This is a genomic window from Micromonospora sp. CP22 (genome assembly GCF_009712475.1).
In the GTDB taxonomy this organism is placed as follows: Bacteria; Actinomycetota; Actinomycetes; order Mycobacteriales; family Micromonosporaceae; genus Micromonospora.
This window is the reverse complement of the sequence record NZ_VCJO01000010.1, coordinates 94,388-109,415: the sequence shown is the minus strand read 5'-3', so window position 1 is coordinate 109,415 and position 15,028 is coordinate 94,388. Positions and strand designations below refer to the sequence as shown.

Annotated in this window: 14 protein-coding genes, 1 pseudogene and 1 riboswitch; of the genes and pseudogenes, 11 read left to right on the top strand and 4 right to left on the bottom strand. The window is 71.8% G+C overall.

All coding sequences use genetic code 11. The features are described from left to right. Window positions 1-92 precede the first annotated feature (92 nt). The 3 genes from FF096_RS17775 (at window position 93) to FF096_RS27320 (ending at window position 3,751) form a co-directional block, all read left to right on the top strand. On the top strand, window positions 93-1,010 hold the full coding sequence (locus FF096_RS17775) for an ABC transporter ATP-binding protein (protein ID WP_155219751.1): 918 nt from the start codon (window positions 93-95) through the stop codon (window positions 1,008-1,010). Beyond that, complete coding sequence (locus tag FF096_RS17770; protein WP_155219748.1) at window positions 1,007-2,629, top strand: ABC transporter permease; 1,623 nt, start codon at window positions 1,007-1,009, stop codon at window positions 2,627-2,629. Before FF096_RS17775 ends, FF096_RS17770 begins: the two co-directional genes overlap by 4 nt. A gap of 195 nt (window positions 2,630-2,824) precedes the next feature. Continuing rightward, complete coding sequence (locus tag FF096_RS27320; protein WP_309223502.1) at window positions 2,825-3,751, top strand: DUF559 domain-containing protein; 927 nt, start codon at window positions 2,825-2,827, stop codon at window positions 3,749-3,751. A 17-nt stretch (window positions 3,752-3,768) separates the two neighbouring features. Here the strand turns inward: FF096_RS27320 and FF096_RS17760 are convergent, their stop codons facing one another. From FF096_RS17760 to FF096_RS17750, 3 genes are read right to left on the bottom strand one after another with little or no spacing between them, the layout of a single operon-like run. Beyond that, on the bottom strand, window positions 3,769-4,500 hold the full coding sequence (locus FF096_RS17760) for an amino acid ABC transporter ATP-binding protein (RefSeq protein WP_155219742.1): 732 nt from the start codon (window positions 4,498-4,500) through the stop codon (window positions 3,769-3,771). Then, a complete protein-coding gene (locus tag FF096_RS17755; protein ID WP_309223501.1) occupies window positions 4,497-5,279 on the bottom strand; it encodes an amino acid ABC transporter permease in 783 nt (260 codons plus the stop codon). Before FF096_RS17755 ends, FF096_RS17760 begins: the two co-directional genes overlap by 4 nt. Before the next feature lie 35 nt (window positions 5,280-5,314). Next, complete coding sequence (locus FF096_RS17750; RefSeq protein WP_309223500.1) at window positions 5,315-6,172, bottom strand: ABC transporter substrate-binding protein; 858 nt, start codon at window positions 6,170-6,172, stop codon at window positions 5,315-5,317. Window positions 6,173-6,451: 279 nt separating this feature from the next. Further along, window positions 6,452-6,561, bottom strand: a riboswitch (SAM riboswitch). Between the two features lie 388 nt (window positions 6,562-6,949). Between FF096_RS17750 and FF096_RS17745 the strand changes: the two genes are divergently transcribed. From FF096_RS17745 to FF096_RS17720, 6 genes and pseudogenes are all read left to right on the top strand, one after another. After that, window positions 6,950-7,252 carry an urease subunit gamma gene (locus tag FF096_RS17745; RefSeq protein WP_309223499.1) on the top strand — a complete coding sequence of 101 codons (303 nt, stop codon included), beginning with the start codon at window positions 6,950-6,952 and terminating at the stop codon, window positions 7,250-7,252. Beyond that, window positions 7,249-7,572, top strand: coding sequence for an urease subunit beta (locus FF096_RS17740; RefSeq protein ID WP_309223498.1), 324 nt, complete (start codon window positions 7,249-7,251; stop codon window positions 7,570-7,572). The genes FF096_RS17745 and FF096_RS17740 overlap by 4 nt, the downstream gene beginning before the upstream one ends. A 55-nt stretch (window positions 7,573-7,627) precedes the next feature. Further along, a complete protein-coding gene (locus tag FF096_RS17735) occupies window positions 7,628-9,331 on the top strand; it encodes an urease subunit alpha (protein ID WP_155219734.1) in 1,704 nt (567 codons plus the stop codon). Continuing rightward, window positions 9,331-10,089: an urease accessory protein UreF gene (locus FF096_RS17730; protein WP_155219731.1), complete on the top strand. Its 759-nt coding sequence runs from the start codon at window positions 9,331-9,333 to the stop codon at window positions 10,087-10,089. Before FF096_RS17735 ends, FF096_RS17730 begins: the two co-directional genes overlap by 1 nt. Beyond that, the gene (ureG, locus tag FF096_RS17725) at window positions 10,079-10,831 is read left to right on the top strand and encodes an urease accessory protein UreG (protein WP_305070132.1); all 753 of its coding nucleotides are present in this window, start codon (window positions 10,079-10,081) and stop codon (window positions 10,829-10,831) included. The genes FF096_RS17730 and ureG overlap by 11 nt, the downstream gene beginning before the upstream one ends. Next, a pseudogene (locus tag FF096_RS17720) lies at window positions 10,831-11,499 on the top strand (urease accessory protein UreD); the annotation flags it as partial. The gene ureG and the pseudogene FF096_RS17720, both read left to right, overlap by 1 nt. Window positions 11,500-11,619: 120 nt before the next feature. On the opposite strand, the gene FF096_RS26735 reads toward FF096_RS17720, so the two are convergent. Next, a complete protein-coding gene (locus tag FF096_RS26735; protein WP_230462718.1) occupies window positions 11,620-11,913 on the bottom strand; it encodes a MarR family winged helix-turn-helix transcriptional regulator in 294 nt (97 codons plus the stop codon). A gap of 255 nt (window positions 11,914-12,168) precedes the next feature. Between FF096_RS26735 and FF096_RS17710 the strand changes: the two genes are divergently transcribed. Both FF096_RS17710 and urtA read left to right on the top strand, forming a co-directional pair. Further along, window positions 12,169-13,296, top strand: coding sequence for a substrate-binding domain-containing protein (locus FF096_RS17710; protein WP_230462706.1), 1,128 nt, complete (start codon window positions 12,169-12,171; stop codon window positions 13,294-13,296). 453 nt (window positions 13,297-13,749) lie between these two features. Then, entirely contained in the window at window positions 13,750-14,994 is a 1,245-nt protein-coding gene (gene urtA / locus FF096_RS17705) for an urea ABC transporter substrate-binding protein (protein WP_196222564.1), read from the top strand. Window positions 14,995-15,028 lie beyond the last annotated feature (34 nt).

Below are 15,028 nucleotides of genomic sequence, written 5' to 3'. Positions count from 1 at the left end.
CACCGCTGACCGAGGGACGGGACCACTCGCGCCGATCCCTTACCATCGGTCAGTGGAGTGGTTCGGTAGACACCGGTACGGCGGGAGGACCCATGTCCGTGATCTCCATCGAAAACCTCGTCAAGACCTTCGGCGGCGTACGCGCGCTCGACGGGCTCGACCTCACCGTGGAGCCGGGGGAGGTGCACGGATTCCTGGGGCCCAACGGCTCGGGTAAGTCCACCACCATCCGGATCCTGCTCGGTCTGCTGCGCCGCGACTCCGGGCAGGTCCGCATCCTCGACGGCGATCCGTGGCGCGACGCGGTCGCGTTGCACCGGCGTCTGGCGTACGTGCCGGGTGACGTCAACCTCTGGCCCAACCTCTCCGGCGGCGAGGCGATCGACCTGTTCGGCGCGTTGCGCGGCGGGCTGGACCGGCGTCGGCGCGACGAACTGCTGCGCCGCTTCGACCTGGACCCGACGAAGAAGTGCCGCACCTACTCGAAGGGCAACCGGCAGAAGGTCGCCATCGTCGCCGCCTTCGCCTCCGACGTCGAGCTGTACATCCTGGACGAACCCACGTCCGGGCTGGACCCGCTGATGGAGGCGGTGTTCCAGGAGGAGGTCCGCCGACTCAGCCAGGCCGGCGCGAGCGTCCTGCTCTCCAGCCACGTGCTGGCCGAGGTCGAGGCGCTCTGCGACCGGGTCAGCATCATCCGGGAGGGGCGGATCGTGGAGGCCGGCACCCTGTCGGAGCTGCGGCACCTGGCGCGTACCACGGTCACCGTCGAGACCGGACGCCCGGTGACCGGCCTGACGGACCTACCCGGCGTGCACGAGGTCCGCCCGGTCGACGGGCGCGTCCGGTTGGAGGTCGAACCCGAACACCTCGACACCCTCCTGGCGCACCTGGTCCGCTTCGAGGTCCGGGCGCTGACCAGCACACCGCCCACCCTGGAGGAGTTGTTCCTGCGGCACTACGGCGAGACCACCGACGATCCGCGAGCGGCGAGCGGAGCCACCCGATGAGCGCCTTCACCGGCACCGGCCGACTCGCCCGGCTCGCACTGCGGCGCGACCGGGTGCGCCTGGTCGTCTGGGCGCTCGGTACCCCGCTGCTCGGCTACGCCCTCGCCGAGAGCGTGGCCGGCATCTACCCCGACGAGCAGAACCGCCTCGGTTACGTCGAGGTGGCCAACACCAGCGTCGTCGCCCGCGCCTTCAACGGTCCGGTGGCCAGCACCGAACTCGGCGCGGTGGTGGTCGCCGAGACGTACCTCACCCTGGCCGTGCTCGCCGCGCTGCTGAGCACCTTCGCGGTGATCCGGCACACCCGGCAGAACGAGGAGACCGGCCGGGCCGAACTGCTCGGTGCCGCCGCCGTCGGCCGGTACGCCCTGCTCACCGCCGCCCTGGTCGTCGTGGTCGGCGCCAACGTCCTCGCCGGGGCGCTGCTCGCGGTCGCCTTCGTCGGCGCCGGGCTACCCGCCGCCGGGTCGGTGGCCGCCGCCGCGGCGATCACCGGCGTCGGTCTCGCCTTCACCGGTGTCGCCGCCGTCACCGCCCAACTGTCGGTGACCTCCCGGGGCGCCAACGCTCTCGCCGCCGCCACCGTCGGCGTGACGTTCCTGCTCCGGGCCGCCGGCGACGTGCTCGGTGAGCGTTCCGCCGACGGGTTGCTGGACAGCGCCTGGCCCACCTGGCTGTCGCCGCTGGGCTGGGGCACCCAGGTCCGCGCCTTCGGTGCGGAACGGTGGTGGGTGCTCGCGTTGCCGACCGCCCTGCTCGTCGCCGGGGTCGCCATCGCGTACGCGTTGGCCGAACGCCGTGACGTCGGCGCCGGCCTGCTCGCCGCGCGACGGGGGCCGGACCGGGCCGCCGCCGGGCTGCTGAGCCCGGCCGGGCTGACCTGGCGACTGCACCGTGGCGCGTTGACCGGTTGGGCGATCGCGGTGGCGGTGCTCGGCGTGGCCATGGGACTGGCCGGGCACGAGGTGGACGACATGATCGCCGACAACCCGGCCGCCGCCGAGGCGATCGCCCAACTCGGTGGCGGGGACGAACTGCGCGATGCCTTCCTGGCGGCGATGCTCGGGCTGTTCGCGCTGACCATCGGCGCGTACGTGGTGCAGGCCCTGCTGCGGGTACGCGGCGACGAGTCGGACGGCATCCTCGAACCGCTGCTCGCCACCGCCGTCAGCCGCACCCGGTGGTTGACCACGCAGGTGGCCGCCGCCGCGCTCGGTGCGCTGGCGTTGATGCTGCTGGCCGGTGCCACCACCGGGCTCGGGTACGGGCTGGCCGCCGGAGATCCGGCCGGTTGGACCGTCGAGCTGACCGGTGCGGCCCTGCTGTGGTTCCCCGCACTGCTGGTCGTCGCCGGGGTGGTGACCGCCCTGTTCGGGGCGCTGCCACGCTGGTCGGTCGCGTCCAGCTGGGCGGTGCTGATCGTCTTCCTGCTGCTCGGCCAACTGGGCGCCGCGTTGGACCTGCCACAGACCGCGCTGAACCTCTCCCCGTACACCCATGTGCCGTCCGTGCCCGCCGCCGACCTCACCGTCCTGCCCCTGGTGGCACTCACCGCGATCGCCGCCGCCCTGCTCTGGCTCGGCCTCACCACCTTCCGCCGCCGCGACACCCCCACCTGACCCGGCCGGTTCAGACTTGATCGTTTGCAGTCGACTGACTCGACACGCCGCTGGCACGGTCACTCGACTGCAAACGATCAAGGACCCCTACCACACGCGGCGTTGGAGCGGTGCGTTGTGCACAGGGGGTGCGGTGTCCACAGGGGGGCAGTGGGGGCGGGGTGGGGTGGGGCAGGCTCGGTCGGTGTGGATGCCGTGCTCCGATCGCTCGTCGAGGCCGGTGGCGGTGTGGTGACCCGCGCCCGCGCACTCGAGGTGGTACCGCCCTGGACGCTGCGGCGGGCGTACCGCATCGGTTGGCTGCGTCGCGTGTTGCCGGCGGTCTACGTCGACGGCTCGTTGCTCGCCGGCCCGGAGTCGGCCAGCGTGCTCGCACGGGTGACACCCGAGGTCGCTCGACGGGCGGCGCTCGCGTACGCCGACGGCCGGGCGGCCTTGAGCGCGCTGACCGCGTTGGACGTGTACGGCCTCCGGCCCCAACCAGCCGGCGAGCCGGTGTACCTCGACGTGCCCGCCGGTACCGGCCTGCGGAGCAGGGAGAGCCTGGTGGTGCGGCATCGGAGGGCATTCGCGGCGGAACCGCCACACGTCGTGGTGCGACGGGGCGTACCGCTCGTCCGGCTGGAGGAGGCGTTGGTGCGCTCGTGGTCGTTGTTGCCCGAGGAGAGCCGCATCGGGCCGGTTGTCCGCGCCGTGAACGACCGGTTGACCACGGGCCACCGGCTCCGCGGCGCGCTTGCCCCGAAGACGACCGGACGGGCGGCGCTGTCCGCACTCATCGACCGGCTCGACGCGGGTTGCCGCAGCCCCTTGGAGATCTGGGGACACGACCGCGTCTTCACCGGTCCTGACCTGCCGGTGCTGATGCGTCAGGTACGCGTCCGGGTGGGCAGACGAACCATGTACCTGGACCTGTTCGCCGAGCAGGAGCGGGTCGACATCGAGCTGGACGGTGCCAGCTCACACGGCGATACCCGCCAGCGCGAGATCGACCTGCGGCGCGACGCGTTGCTCGCCACCGTCGGCATCCTGGTGGTCAGGTTCAGCCACCGACGCCTCGTGCGGGAGCCCGACGAGGTGCGCCGGGAGACTCTTGCGATCCTCGCCGGGCGCCGTCGTTGACCAGGGGCGGTCGGAGGTCACAGCACCTGGGACAGGAAGCGGCGCAGCCGGGGGTGCTGCGGCGACTCGAAGAGGGCCTGGGGTTCGCCGGCCTCCAGCACCACCCCGGCGTCCATGAAGGCGACGGTGTCGGCGACCTGGCGGGCGAAACCCATCTCGTGGGTCACCACCACCATGGTCATGCCCTGGGCGGACAGCTCCGCCATCAGCGCCAACACCCCCTTGACCAGTTCCGGGTCCAGTGCGGAGGTGGCCTCGTCGAAGAGCATCACCTGTGGCCGCATGGCCAACGCCCGGGCGATGGCCACCCGCTGCTGCTGCCCACCGGACAGGTGCGCGGGTCGGGCGTCGGCCTTCGCGGCCAGTCCGACCCGGTCGAGTTCGGCTCGGGCGCGAGCCACCGCCTCGTCCTCGCCGAGCTTGCCGATGCGGCGCAGCGGCAGGGTGATGTTGCGTTCCACGCTCATGTGCGGGAAGAGGTTGAACTGCTGGAACACCATGCCGATGCGCTGCCGCAGCGCGTCCGGGTCGTCGCGCAGCACACTGCGTCCGTCCAGCAGCACGTCGCCCCGGTCCGGTTCGAGGAGCCGGTTCACCGTCCGCAGCAGGGTGGACTTGCCCGACCCGGACGGGCCGATCACGCACGCGGTGCCGCCGCGCGCCACGTCCAGATCCACTCCGCGCAGCACCTGATGACGCCCGAAGGCGAGGTGCACGTCGCGCAGGCTCAGACTGACCGAGGTGCTCATCGTTGATTTCCTCCGGCGGCGCCGGGCAGCGCCAGGTCCAGGTCGTCGGGGTCGTCGTCGGTCGGCCCGGCCGTCGGGCGGCCCTGCCGCAGCCGCCGGTCGATCCAGTTGACGACGTGGGTCAGCGGCACCGTCAGGGCGAGGTAGAACAGCCCGGCCAGCAGCAGCGCCGACTGGTTGCCGGTGTTGGCGGCGTAGTCCTGCCCGATCCGGAACAGCTCCCGCTGGCTGGCCAGCAGGCCGAGGAAGTAGACCAGGCTGGAGTCCTTGATCAGGGCGATGAGTTGGTTCACCCAGGCCGGCAGGATGCGCCGGATGCCCTGCGGGATGATCACGACCCGCATCGCCTCGCGCCAGGAGAACCCCAACGCGCGGGCCGCCTCCAACTGGGTGGCCTCCACCGACTGGATGCCGGAGCGGAAGATCTCGCCGATGTACGCCGCGGCGATCAGCGACAGCGCCAGGATTCCCAGCGGGTACGGGTTGGGCCCCCACACCTGCATCCCCAGCGGGGCCAGCCCGACCCCGATCAGCAGGATCGTCGCCGCTGCCGGCAGACCCCGGAACACGTCGGTGTAGACCCGGGCCGGCCAGCGCAGCCAGCGGGTACGCGAGATGCCCGCCACGGCCAGCAGGATGCCCAGCGCCGAGCCCAGCAGGGCGGCGGTGACCGCCAGGATCAGCGTGTTCGGCAACCCGACGGTGAGCATCTCGGGTAGCGCCTCACGCATCGACTCCCAGTCGAAGAACGTCTCCCACAGGGTGCGCAACGGATCCACGGTCAACCTCCGCCCTGCTCGCTCGTGGCCCTGGTTCAGGAGGCGGGCGACGCCGAGGGCACCGCCACGTCGCCGCTGCCCGGGGTGAAGTCGGCCGGGATCGGCCGGTCCGGGTAGTACTGCTGCTGCAACCGGGTCCAGGTGCCGTCGGCGATCACCTCGTCGAGGGCCTTGTTCAGCGCCTCGCGCAGCGCGTCGTTGCCCTTGGCGAAGGCGTACGCGGTGGGTGCCGGGCTGAGCTCCTTCGCCGCGACCGTGATCTTGCCGCCGCTGTCCGCGGCGGTCTTCTCACCGATCTCGGCGGGGGCGATCCACGCGTCGGCGGTACCCGCCTTGAGCTGGTTGATCGCGCCGTTGTAGTCGGGTACGCGTACCGGGTTCAGGCCCTTGGTGGTGGCGTAGTCGTCCTGGACGGTGCCCTGCACGACCACCACCCGCTTGCCGGGCAGCTCGTCGAAGCTGCGCAACGCCGATCCGGCGGGCACGTCGAGCCCGAAGTACCCGAAGTCGTACCCGTTGCCGAAGTCCACGGTCTTCTTGCGCGCCTCGGTGATGGTGATCGAGGAACTGCCGACGTCGAACTTGCGGTTGTTGACCTGGGCGAGCAGGCCCGAGAAGTCGGTGCCGACGAACTCGACCCGCAGCCCGAGCTTGTCGGCGGCGGCGACCAGCAGGTCGTTGTCGAACCCGGTGAACTTGCCGTCCTTGAGGTACACGTTCGGCGGGGCGTCGGTGAGCGTGCCGGCCCGCAGCACGCCCGGCTGAAGCAGGTTGTACGGGTTGTCGGCCGCGCTGTCGGCGGAGTTCGAGCCGCAGGCGGTCAGGGTGGTCGCGGCGAGGATCGCGGCGACGCCGACGGCGGCGGCACGGGTCAGGGCGGGAAGGAATCGCACAGGTGTCTCCTGGTTGAGCTGCGGCGGGCACGGACGTGCCGCACCGACGGTCCGCCGCAGGACGGACCGCTGGGATGGAATCGATGACGCAGCGGGAGGTGGTCTGCCGACCGGGTGGGGATCGGTGACCGGGAGCGACGCGGTCAGCTACACGCGGCGCTGCACACCCGCATCATGTCGACGTGCCGACGTCGGGTCAGGGCGAGACAGGCCGCGACGGGAGCGGGTCGACTGCGGTACGACATGGTTCTCCTCAAGGTCGTGATGACCTGGGGACCCAGGCCACGCTTGCACCGGACGCTCCGGTGCCTGGTCCTCACCCGGGGCACCCCTGCGCGGAGGAGGGTTGCCGGCCAGCAAGCCGGGGCTTGACGCTGGCACTCATGACCTGCGGCCGAGGCTAGCACCAGGTGACCGGGCCGCGTCCACCCGATATGAGGCCCCTCACGCCGCGCGCTGACCTGGGGTGGGAGGCGCGAGCGCGTCCGGCGTCCGGGGAACCCGGGCAGGTCACCGCCGGGGTGGCTCAGGGGTGGCGGCCATCGGCGGGTGTTGCCGACGGGCCGGGCGATCCCTTACGGTCTGCTCAGCGGTGGGCGGTGCGGTCCGCATCCGAAGACACCGCCGGTGGTCCACCACGTGGGCCGGGAGGGTGGAACTCCCGGGCTCGACGCGCGTGGTGGCGCGCCGGCTGGGCGAACCCCGAACCGTGCGGCGGCGCGTCGAGGCGCCGAGCCGACGGTGCGCCGGGGGCGCGGACACCCACCGGGAGCACCCGTGTATCTCACTCCCCACGAGCAGGACCGTCTGCTCGTCCATGTGGCGGCCGATGTCGCCCGGCGACGCCGGGAACGCGGCCTGCGTCTCAACTATCCGGAAGCCGTCGCGGTGATCACCGCCTTCCTGCTGGAGGGCGCCCGCGACGGGCAGTCCGTGGTCGACCTGATGGCCTCCGGCCGCACCGTGCTCAGCCGCGACGACGTGCAGGACGGCATCCCCGAGTTGCTGAGGGAGGTGCAGGTGGAGGCGACGTTCCCGGACGGCACCAAGTTGGTGACGGTGCACCACCCGATCCCGTGATCCCCGGGGAGATCCTGCCGGCGACCGGACCCGTCGAGATCAACGCCGGGCGGCCGGTGACGGTGGTGACGGTGGTCAACACCGGCGACCGGCCGGTGCAGGTCGGATCGCACTACCACTTTGCCGAGGCCAACCCGGCGCTGGACTTCGACCGGGACGCCGCCTGGGGGCAGCGGCTCGCCGTACCGGCCGGCACCTCGGTGCGTTTCGAGCCGGGCGTGAGCCGCCCGGTGGACCTGGTGCCGCTGGGCGGCGCCCGGATCGTGCCGGGCCTGCGGGGCGAGTGCGCCGGGGCGCTGGACGGGGGACGGCAGGCATGAGCGAACGGATCAGCGCGGTGCCGCAGGGCGGCCCGCGACGAAGTGGAGCGCCGGCATGAGCACCGTGGATCGGGACCGTTACGTCGCCCTGTACGGACCGAGCACCGGCGACCGGATCCGGTTGGCCGACACCAACCTGCTGATCGAGGTCGAACACGACCACTGCGCCGGTGGCGACGAGGCGGTCTTCGGCGGCGGCAAGGTGATCCGTGAGTCGATGGGGCAGTCCCGGGCCACCCGCGCCGAAGGGGCCCTGGACACCGTCATCACCGGGGCGGTCGTCCTCGACCACTGGGGTGTGGTGAAGGCCGACGTCGGGCTGCGCGACGGTCGGATCGTCGCGCTGGGCCGGGCGGGCAACCCGGACACCATGGACGGCGTCCACCCGGACCTGGTCATCGGCCCGGCCACCGAGGTGATCGCCGGCAACGGTCGGATCCTCACCGCCGGGGCGGTCGACACCCACGTGCACTTCATCTGCCCGCAGATCGTCGACGAGGCGCTCGCCAGTGGGGTCACCACCCTGGTCGGTGGTGGCACCGGGCCGGCGGAGGGCACCCGCGCCACCACGGTCACCCCGAACGCCTGGCACCTGGCCCGGATGCACGAGGCCCTCGATTCGTTGCCGGTCAACGTGCTGCTGCTCGGCAAGGGCAACACGGTGGCGGAGGAGGCGCTGTGGGAGCAGCTGCGGGCCGGAGCGGGCGGGTTCAAGCTGCATGAGGACTGGGGCACCACGCCCGCCGCGATCGACGCCTGCCTGCGGGTCGCCGACGCCTCCGGCGTGCAGGTCTCCATCCACACCGACACCCTCAACGAGGCCGGTTTCGTCGCCGACACGCTGCGCGCCATCGGCGGTCGGGCGATCCACTCGTACCACACCGAGGGGGCTGGGGGCGGGCACGCGCCGGACATCATCACCGTCGCCGGTGAGCCGAACGTGCTGCCCTCGTCGACCAACCCGACCCGCCCGTACACTCGCAACACCCTCGCCGAGCACCTCGACATGCTGATGGTCTGTCACCACCTGAACCCGGCGGTGCCGGAGGACCTGGCCTTCGCCGAGAGCCGCATCCGGCCCTCCACGATGGCCGCCGAGGACCTGCTGCACGACCTCGGGGCGATCTCCATCATCGGCTCCGACTCGCAGGCGATGGGTCGGATCGGGGAGATCGTGTTGCGTACCTGGCAGAGCGCGCACGTGATGAAGGCCCGGGTGGGCGCCCTGCCCGGCGACGGTGCCGCCGACAACCGCCGGGCCCGCCGGTACGTCGCGAAGTACACCATCTGCGCGGCCATGGCCAACGGTCTCGACCACGAGATCGGGTCGGTGGAGCCGGGCAAGCTCGCCGACCTGGTGCTGTGGGAGCCGGCCTTCTTCGGCGTACGACCGCACCTGGTCATCAAGGGCGGCATGATCGCGTACGCGCAGATGGGTGACGCGAACGCCTCGATCCCCACCCCGCAGCCGATGCTGCCCCGGCCGATGTTCGGCGCGTACGGCGGGGCTGCCGCCGCCACCAGCCTGGCCTTCGTGGCCCCCGCGGCGCTGGAGGCCGGGCTGCGGTTGGACGTGCGGCGTCGGGTGGTGCCGGTGACCGACGTACGGTCCCGGGGCAAGACGGATCTGCCGGAGAACGGCGCGTTGCCGCGCATCGAGGTGGACCCGGACACCTTCACCGTGCGGATCGACGGCGTGGTGGTGGAACCCGATCCGGTGTCCGAACTGCCCATGGCCCAGCGGTACTTCCTGTTCTGATGGCCACCCCGACGATGCTGCTGCTCCTCGCCGACGGTCGCTTCCCGGCCGGGGCACACGCCCACTCGTCGGGCCTGGAGGCGGCCGTCGCCGCGGGGCGGGTGACCGATCTGGCCACGCTGGGGGAGTACCTGCGGGGGCGGCTCGCCACCGCCGGGCTGGTCGCGGCGGCCTTCGCCGCGGCGTCCTGCCGGGCGGCCGTCGGGCCGCCGGGGTCGTCGACGGTCGGTCGCCGGGCCGTCGACGGCGACCGACCGGCGGGTGACCCCCGCCCTGATGGCCCGTCGCGTCGCGCCACGCTGGTCCGGCTCGACGCCGAGCTGGACGCCCGGACCGCCTCGCCGGCCCAGCGCGCGGTCTCCCGCCGGCAGGGCCGGGCGTTGCGGCGGGCGGGTCGGGAGATCTGGCCGGAGGCGGTCTTCGACGACCTGCCGGCCACCTCGGACGGTCCGCACCAGCCGCTGGTGCTGGGGCTGGTCGGTGCCGCCGCCGGTCTCGACCCGCCGCAGGTGGCCACCGTCGCCGCCCACGCGACGGTGACCGGCTCGGCCAGCGCCGCCGTACGACTGCTCGGCCTGGACCCGTACCAGGTCCAGGCGCTGTTGGTGCGGCTCGCCGATGCCTGTGACGCGGTCGCGGCGCGGGCGGCGCGGGCCGCCGAGGAACCACCGGAGCGGCTGCCGGCCGCCGCCGCTCCGCTCGCCGATATCCATGCCGAAGCGCATGTCACCTGGGAGGTGCGTCTCTTTGCGTCCTGAACTCGACCACGACGAGTCCGTTCCCCACACCCACCCCGAGCCGGGGGTGGATCCGCACGCCCCGCTACCGACCGCCGCGCGGGCGTTGCGGGTGGGCATCGGCGGGCCGGTCGGCTCCGGCAAGACCGCCCTGGTCGCGGCGTTGTGTCGGGCGTTCGCCGACGAGTTGCGCCTGGCCGTGGTGACCAACGACATCTACACCACCGAGGACGCCGACTTCCTCAAGCGGGCGGGGGTGCTCGACCCGACGCGGATCCGGGCGGTGGAGACCGGCTGCTGCCCGCACACCGCCATCCGCGACGACATCGGCGCCAACCTCGACGCCATCGACGAACTGGCCGACGCGTTGGGACCGTTGGATCTGGTGCTGGTGGAGAGCGGCGGTGACAACCTGACCGCGACGTTCAGCCGAGGACTCGTCGACCGGCAGATCTTCGTGGTGGACGTGGCCGGCGGCGACAAGGTGCCGCGCAAGGGCGGACCGGGGGTGACCGCCGCCGACCTGCTGGTCATCAACAAGACCGACCTGGCGCCGATGGTCGGCGCCGACCTGTCCGTGATGGACCGGGACGCCCGCGCCCGCCGGGGTGACCTGCCCACGGTGTTCCAGTCCATCACCGAGGATCCGCTGGCCACCCGGGTGGCCGCCTGGATCCGCCACGAACTGGCCCACCACCGGGCGGCGATGCCCGGCACGGACCAGGCCGCGCCGGTCCTGGCGGCCGCCGCCGGGCAGGTCTGATGCGGGCCACCGCCCGGCTGGTGGCCCGCGCCGACCGGCACGGCCGCACCATCGCAACCGAGCTGCGCGGGGAGAGCCCGCTGCTGTTGCGCCAGGTGCCGTCCCCCGGCGGTGGCGTCACGGTGTACGTCGTCGGCGGGGCGGCCGGTCCGCTCGCCGGCGACGACCTGCGGCTGGACATCGAGGTCGGCCCCGGCGCGGTGGTCCGCGTGCACACGGTGGCCGCGTCGATCGCGTTGCCGGGCCGCCCCGGCGCGGTTTCCCGGACGCTGGTCCGGGCGACCGTCGCCGACCGGGCGGCCCTGTTCTGGCTGCCCGAGCAACTGATCGCGGCGGCGGGCTGCGCGCACGTCGCGGATTCCCAGGTGGACGTCGCCGAGGGCGGCGCCCTGCACTGGCGGGACGAGTTGATCTGCGGGCGACACGGCGAGCGGCCCGGCGACGTCGAGATCAACACCTGGGTCGACCTGGCCGGGCGGCCACTGTTGCGGCAGTCTCTGGCGGTGGGGTCGAACGCGCCCGGCTGGGCCGGACCGGCGGTGTTGGCCGGCGCGTCCGCCACCGGCTCGCTGCTGGTCGTGGACCCGTCCCACCCGGTGGAACCGCCCGCCGTGGGCGCTACCTGGGCCCGGCTACCGCTGGCCGGTGGCCCGGCGACCCTGTGGAGCGCCACCGCACCGGACGCGCACACCCTGCGCGGGTACCTCGAACGTGGTCCGGAGGTTCCGCCCGGTCAACGGCGGCTGACGTCCACTCCGGCCCTCCGCGTTGGCAGGGCTGGGGTGTGGTCAGGCGGAGGTGTGGGCCGGGGTGGGGTGGCCGGCGTTCAGCCGGGCGATGAGGGCGTCGAGCAGGCTGGCCAGGTAGGTGTCGTCGGTCGTGTCGAGGCCGGCGAGGTGGGCGCGGATCTGCGCGTCGACCCGCGCGTGTTCGCTACGACCCCGGGCGGTGAGGTACGCGCGGATGCGGCGACGGTCGATCGGGTCGACCCGGCGGAAGACGAGGTTGCGGTCGACGAGCTGGTCGACCAGCTTGGTCAGGGTGCCGGGGGGCAGCGACGCTTCGGCGGCCACCTCGCTCATCGGGTGCCCGAGACCGTCGGCGAGCAGGCAGAGCACCCGCCACGCCTCGATGCTGAGCGACTCGGCGGAGAGCACGGTGCCGACCCGGCGCGAGAGCAACCGCTCGGCGCGGGTCAGCAGGGGTAGCAGGTCGGCTGCGGAACCGGGAAGGTCTGACATGGCACTCCCGCCTCGCGAGTTGCCGTCATGGTACCGAGATGTCCCGCTGGTTGGGGAGGGCTGGTCTTCACCAGCGACGGCGGCCACCATGTGTTCATGTCCGCGCCGGCACCGGGGTCCGGGCGCCCGCAGGCGGGGGAGAGCATCACCGCTGGGGCGTCCTGGCTGACCGTCGACCGTGGCGTGGTCAGCATCGCGTTGGTCTACCCGATGCGTGGGCCGGCGGGCATGTTCGGCCCGAGTTGTGAACTCTGTGCGCAGCTCGCCGTCGAGGAGTTGAACCGCCGTGGCGGCGTCCTCGGCCGGGAACTGCGGTTGGTGCCGGTCGACGGCGGGGCGCCGCCGGCCGAGGTGGCCGCCGAGGTGGAGGCGCTGGTGTCGATGGGCGCTGTCCAGGGCGTCACCGGCTGGCACATCTCTTCGGTACGTCAGGCGGTGGCACCGCGTATCGCGCACCGGGTGCCGTACGTCTACACCGCGCTGTACGAGGGTGGTGAGCGTACCGAGGGTGTCTTCCTGACCAGCGAGACGCCGGACGCGCAGCTGTGGCCGGCGATGCGGGTGCTCGCCGGGGATCTCGGGGTGCGGCGCTGGTTCGTGGTCGGCAACGACTACGTCTGGCCCCGCCGGACGACCCGGGCGGCGCACCGGTACGCGCTGCGCAGCGGCGGACGCGTCGTCGGCCAGCACTTCCTGCCCCTGGAGACGCACGACTACGCCGAGGTGCTGCGCCGCATCGAGCACAGCGACGCCGACGCGGTGCTGATGCTGCTGGTGGGTGCGGACGCGGTCCGGTTCAACCGGGCCTTCGCACGGGCCGACCTGGATCAGCGGTGCCTGCGGCTGAGCACCCTGATGGACGAGAACATGCTGCTGGCCAGTGGTGCCGCCAACACTCGTGGGCTGTTCAGCACGGCGGGCTTCTTCGCCGGCCTGGTGACCCAGGAGAATCTCGACTTCCACGGCAGCTTCGGTCGCCGCTTCGGGCTGGAGGCGCCGCCGCTGGGCAGCCTCGGCGAGTCCTGTTACGAGGGCGTCATGCTGCTGGCCGCGTTGATCGCCAAGGCCGGCACGTTGGACGTGCGGGCGGTGGAGGCCGCCGCCGACGTGGTGTCCTACGACGGGCCGAGGGGTGAGTTGCGGCTGCGCCAACGGCACGTCCGCCAGCGCATCTACCTCGCCGAGGCCGACGGGCTGGACTTCACCGTCCTGGCTGAACTGTGATCTCCGTGGCGTGACCGGATCGCGCCTTGACACGCCCGACAGCCGGGGGCAAAGATACTTCCTACGTGAAGCATCCGGCCGTCGAGCCGGATGTCACCACCGTCCGGTGATGGACGGAAATTGCAGTCGACTGTGGCTGACAATCGTGCGCCGGTGCCATTTCGCCGATTTTCTCCGGTGAGGTGCCGGCATTTTTCGTGCCCGCGATCAGGGCGGTCTGTGCCAGCGGAAACAGTCTATTGAGCGCCGGGAAACATCCGCGCAATGAAACGGATCGAAGCTTTCCCTGCCCGATATTCGAATCGCTGCTCGATCGGCGTCCACCCGCCATATCGGACAGCGCCCAATGTTCCGACGGACCGCACCGCAGTTAGACAGATCCGCACTTCGACTCGGGGTCGATGATCGCCCCCGGGCACTGACTTGACGTCACACGCGACGCAGGGAGCTTTGATGACACTGATCCGGGGCCGCCGCATCCTGGCGGGTGCCATGACCCTGGTCGCCGCGGCCGCGCTGGCCGCGTGCGGCAGTAAGACCACCGACGGGAACACCTCGGCGGGAGTCGCCGCCGACGTCTCCGGCGACACCGTCAAGGTGGGCCTGCTCAACTCGCTGTCCGGCACGATGGCCATCAGCGAGGTCACCGTCCGGGACTCGATCATGCTGGCGATCGAGGAGATCAACGCAGCCGGGGGCGTACTCGGCAAGAAGATCGAACCGGTCGGTGAGGACGGTGCCTCGGACTGGCCGACCTTCGCCGAGAAGGCCGAGAAGCTGATCCGGGAGGACCGGGTGGCGGCCGTCTTCGGCTGCTGGACGTCGGCCAGCCGCAAGGCGGTGAAGCCGGTGTTCGAGAAGAACAAGGCGCTGCTGTTCTACCCGGTGCAGTACGAGGGGCTGGAGCAGTCGCCGTACATCTTCTACACCGGAGCCACGACGAACCAGCAGATCGTCCCGGGCCTGGACTACCTCAAGGCGCAGGGCGCCAAGTCGCTGTACCTGGTCGGTTCCGACTACGTCTTCCCGCGCACCGCGAACAAGATCATCAAGGCGTACGCGGAGGCCAACGGGATGAAGGTGCTGGGGGAGGACTACGCCCCACTCGGATCCACCGAGTTCGGCACCATCACCAACAAGGTGAAGTCCTCCGGCGCGGACGCCGTCTTCAACACCCTCAACGGCGACAGCAACGTGGCGTTCTTCAAGGAGTACAAGTCCGCCGGGTTGACCGCCGCCACCATGCCGGTGGTGTCGGTGTCGATCGCCGAGGAGGAGGTCAAGAGCATCGGCACCCAGTACCTGGAGGGGCAGCTGACCGCCTGGAACTACTACCAGACCACCCCGGGGGCGGCGAACGAGAAGTTCGTCGCGGCGTACAAGGCCAAGTACGGGGCGGACAAGCCGACCAGCGACCCGATGGAGGCCGCGTACGTCTCGGTCTACCTGTGGAAGGCGATGGTGGAGAAGGCCGGCGCCTTCGACGTGGAGAAGGTCCGCGAGGCCGCTGACGGCATCACCTTCGAGGCGCCCGAAGGACTGGTCACCGTGGACGGTGCCACCCAGCACATCGCCAAGACGGCGCGCGTCGGCAAGGTCGGCGCGGACGGGCTGATCACCGAGGTCTGGAACTCCGGCGAGCCGATCACCCCCGACCCGTACCTCAAGAGCTACCCGTGGGCCGGCGGCCTGAGCTAGCCGGGCGGCAACCGGTTCGGGCGGGACTCAGGTC

Excerpts from the sequence above, each read along its gene's own strand:
- FF096_RS26735 (WP_230462718.1), bottom strand. The coding sequence starts at position 11,913 with ATGAGCGAGGTGGCCGCCGAAGCGTCGCTGCCCCCCGGCACCCTGACC.
- FF096_RS17710 (WP_230462706.1), top strand. The coding sequence starts at position 12,169 with ATGTCCGCGCCGGCACCGGGGTCCGGGCGCCCGCAGGCGGGGGAGAGC.
- urtA (WP_196222564.1), top strand. The coding sequence starts at position 13,750 with ATGACACTGATCCGGGGCCGCCGCATCCTGGCGGGTGCCATGACCCTG.
- FF096_RS17775 (WP_155219751.1), top strand. The coding sequence starts at position 93 with ATGTCCGTGATCTCCATCGAAAACCTCGTCAAGACCTTCGGCGGCGTA.
- FF096_RS17735 (WP_155219734.1), top strand. The coding sequence starts at position 7,628 with ATGAGCACCGTGGATCGGGACCGTTACGTCGCCCTGTACGGACCGAGC.
- FF096_RS17770 (WP_155219748.1), top strand. The coding sequence starts at position 1,007 with ATGAGCGCCTTCACCGGCACCGGCCGACTCGCCCGGCTCGCACTGCGG.
- FF096_RS17730 (WP_155219731.1), top strand. The coding sequence starts at position 9,331 with ATGGCCACCCCGACGATGCTGCTGCTCCTCGCCGACGGTCGCTTCCCG.
- FF096_RS17760 (WP_155219742.1), bottom strand. The coding sequence starts at position 4,500 with ATGAGCACCTCGGTCAGTCTGAGCCTGCGCGACGTGCACCTCGCCTTC.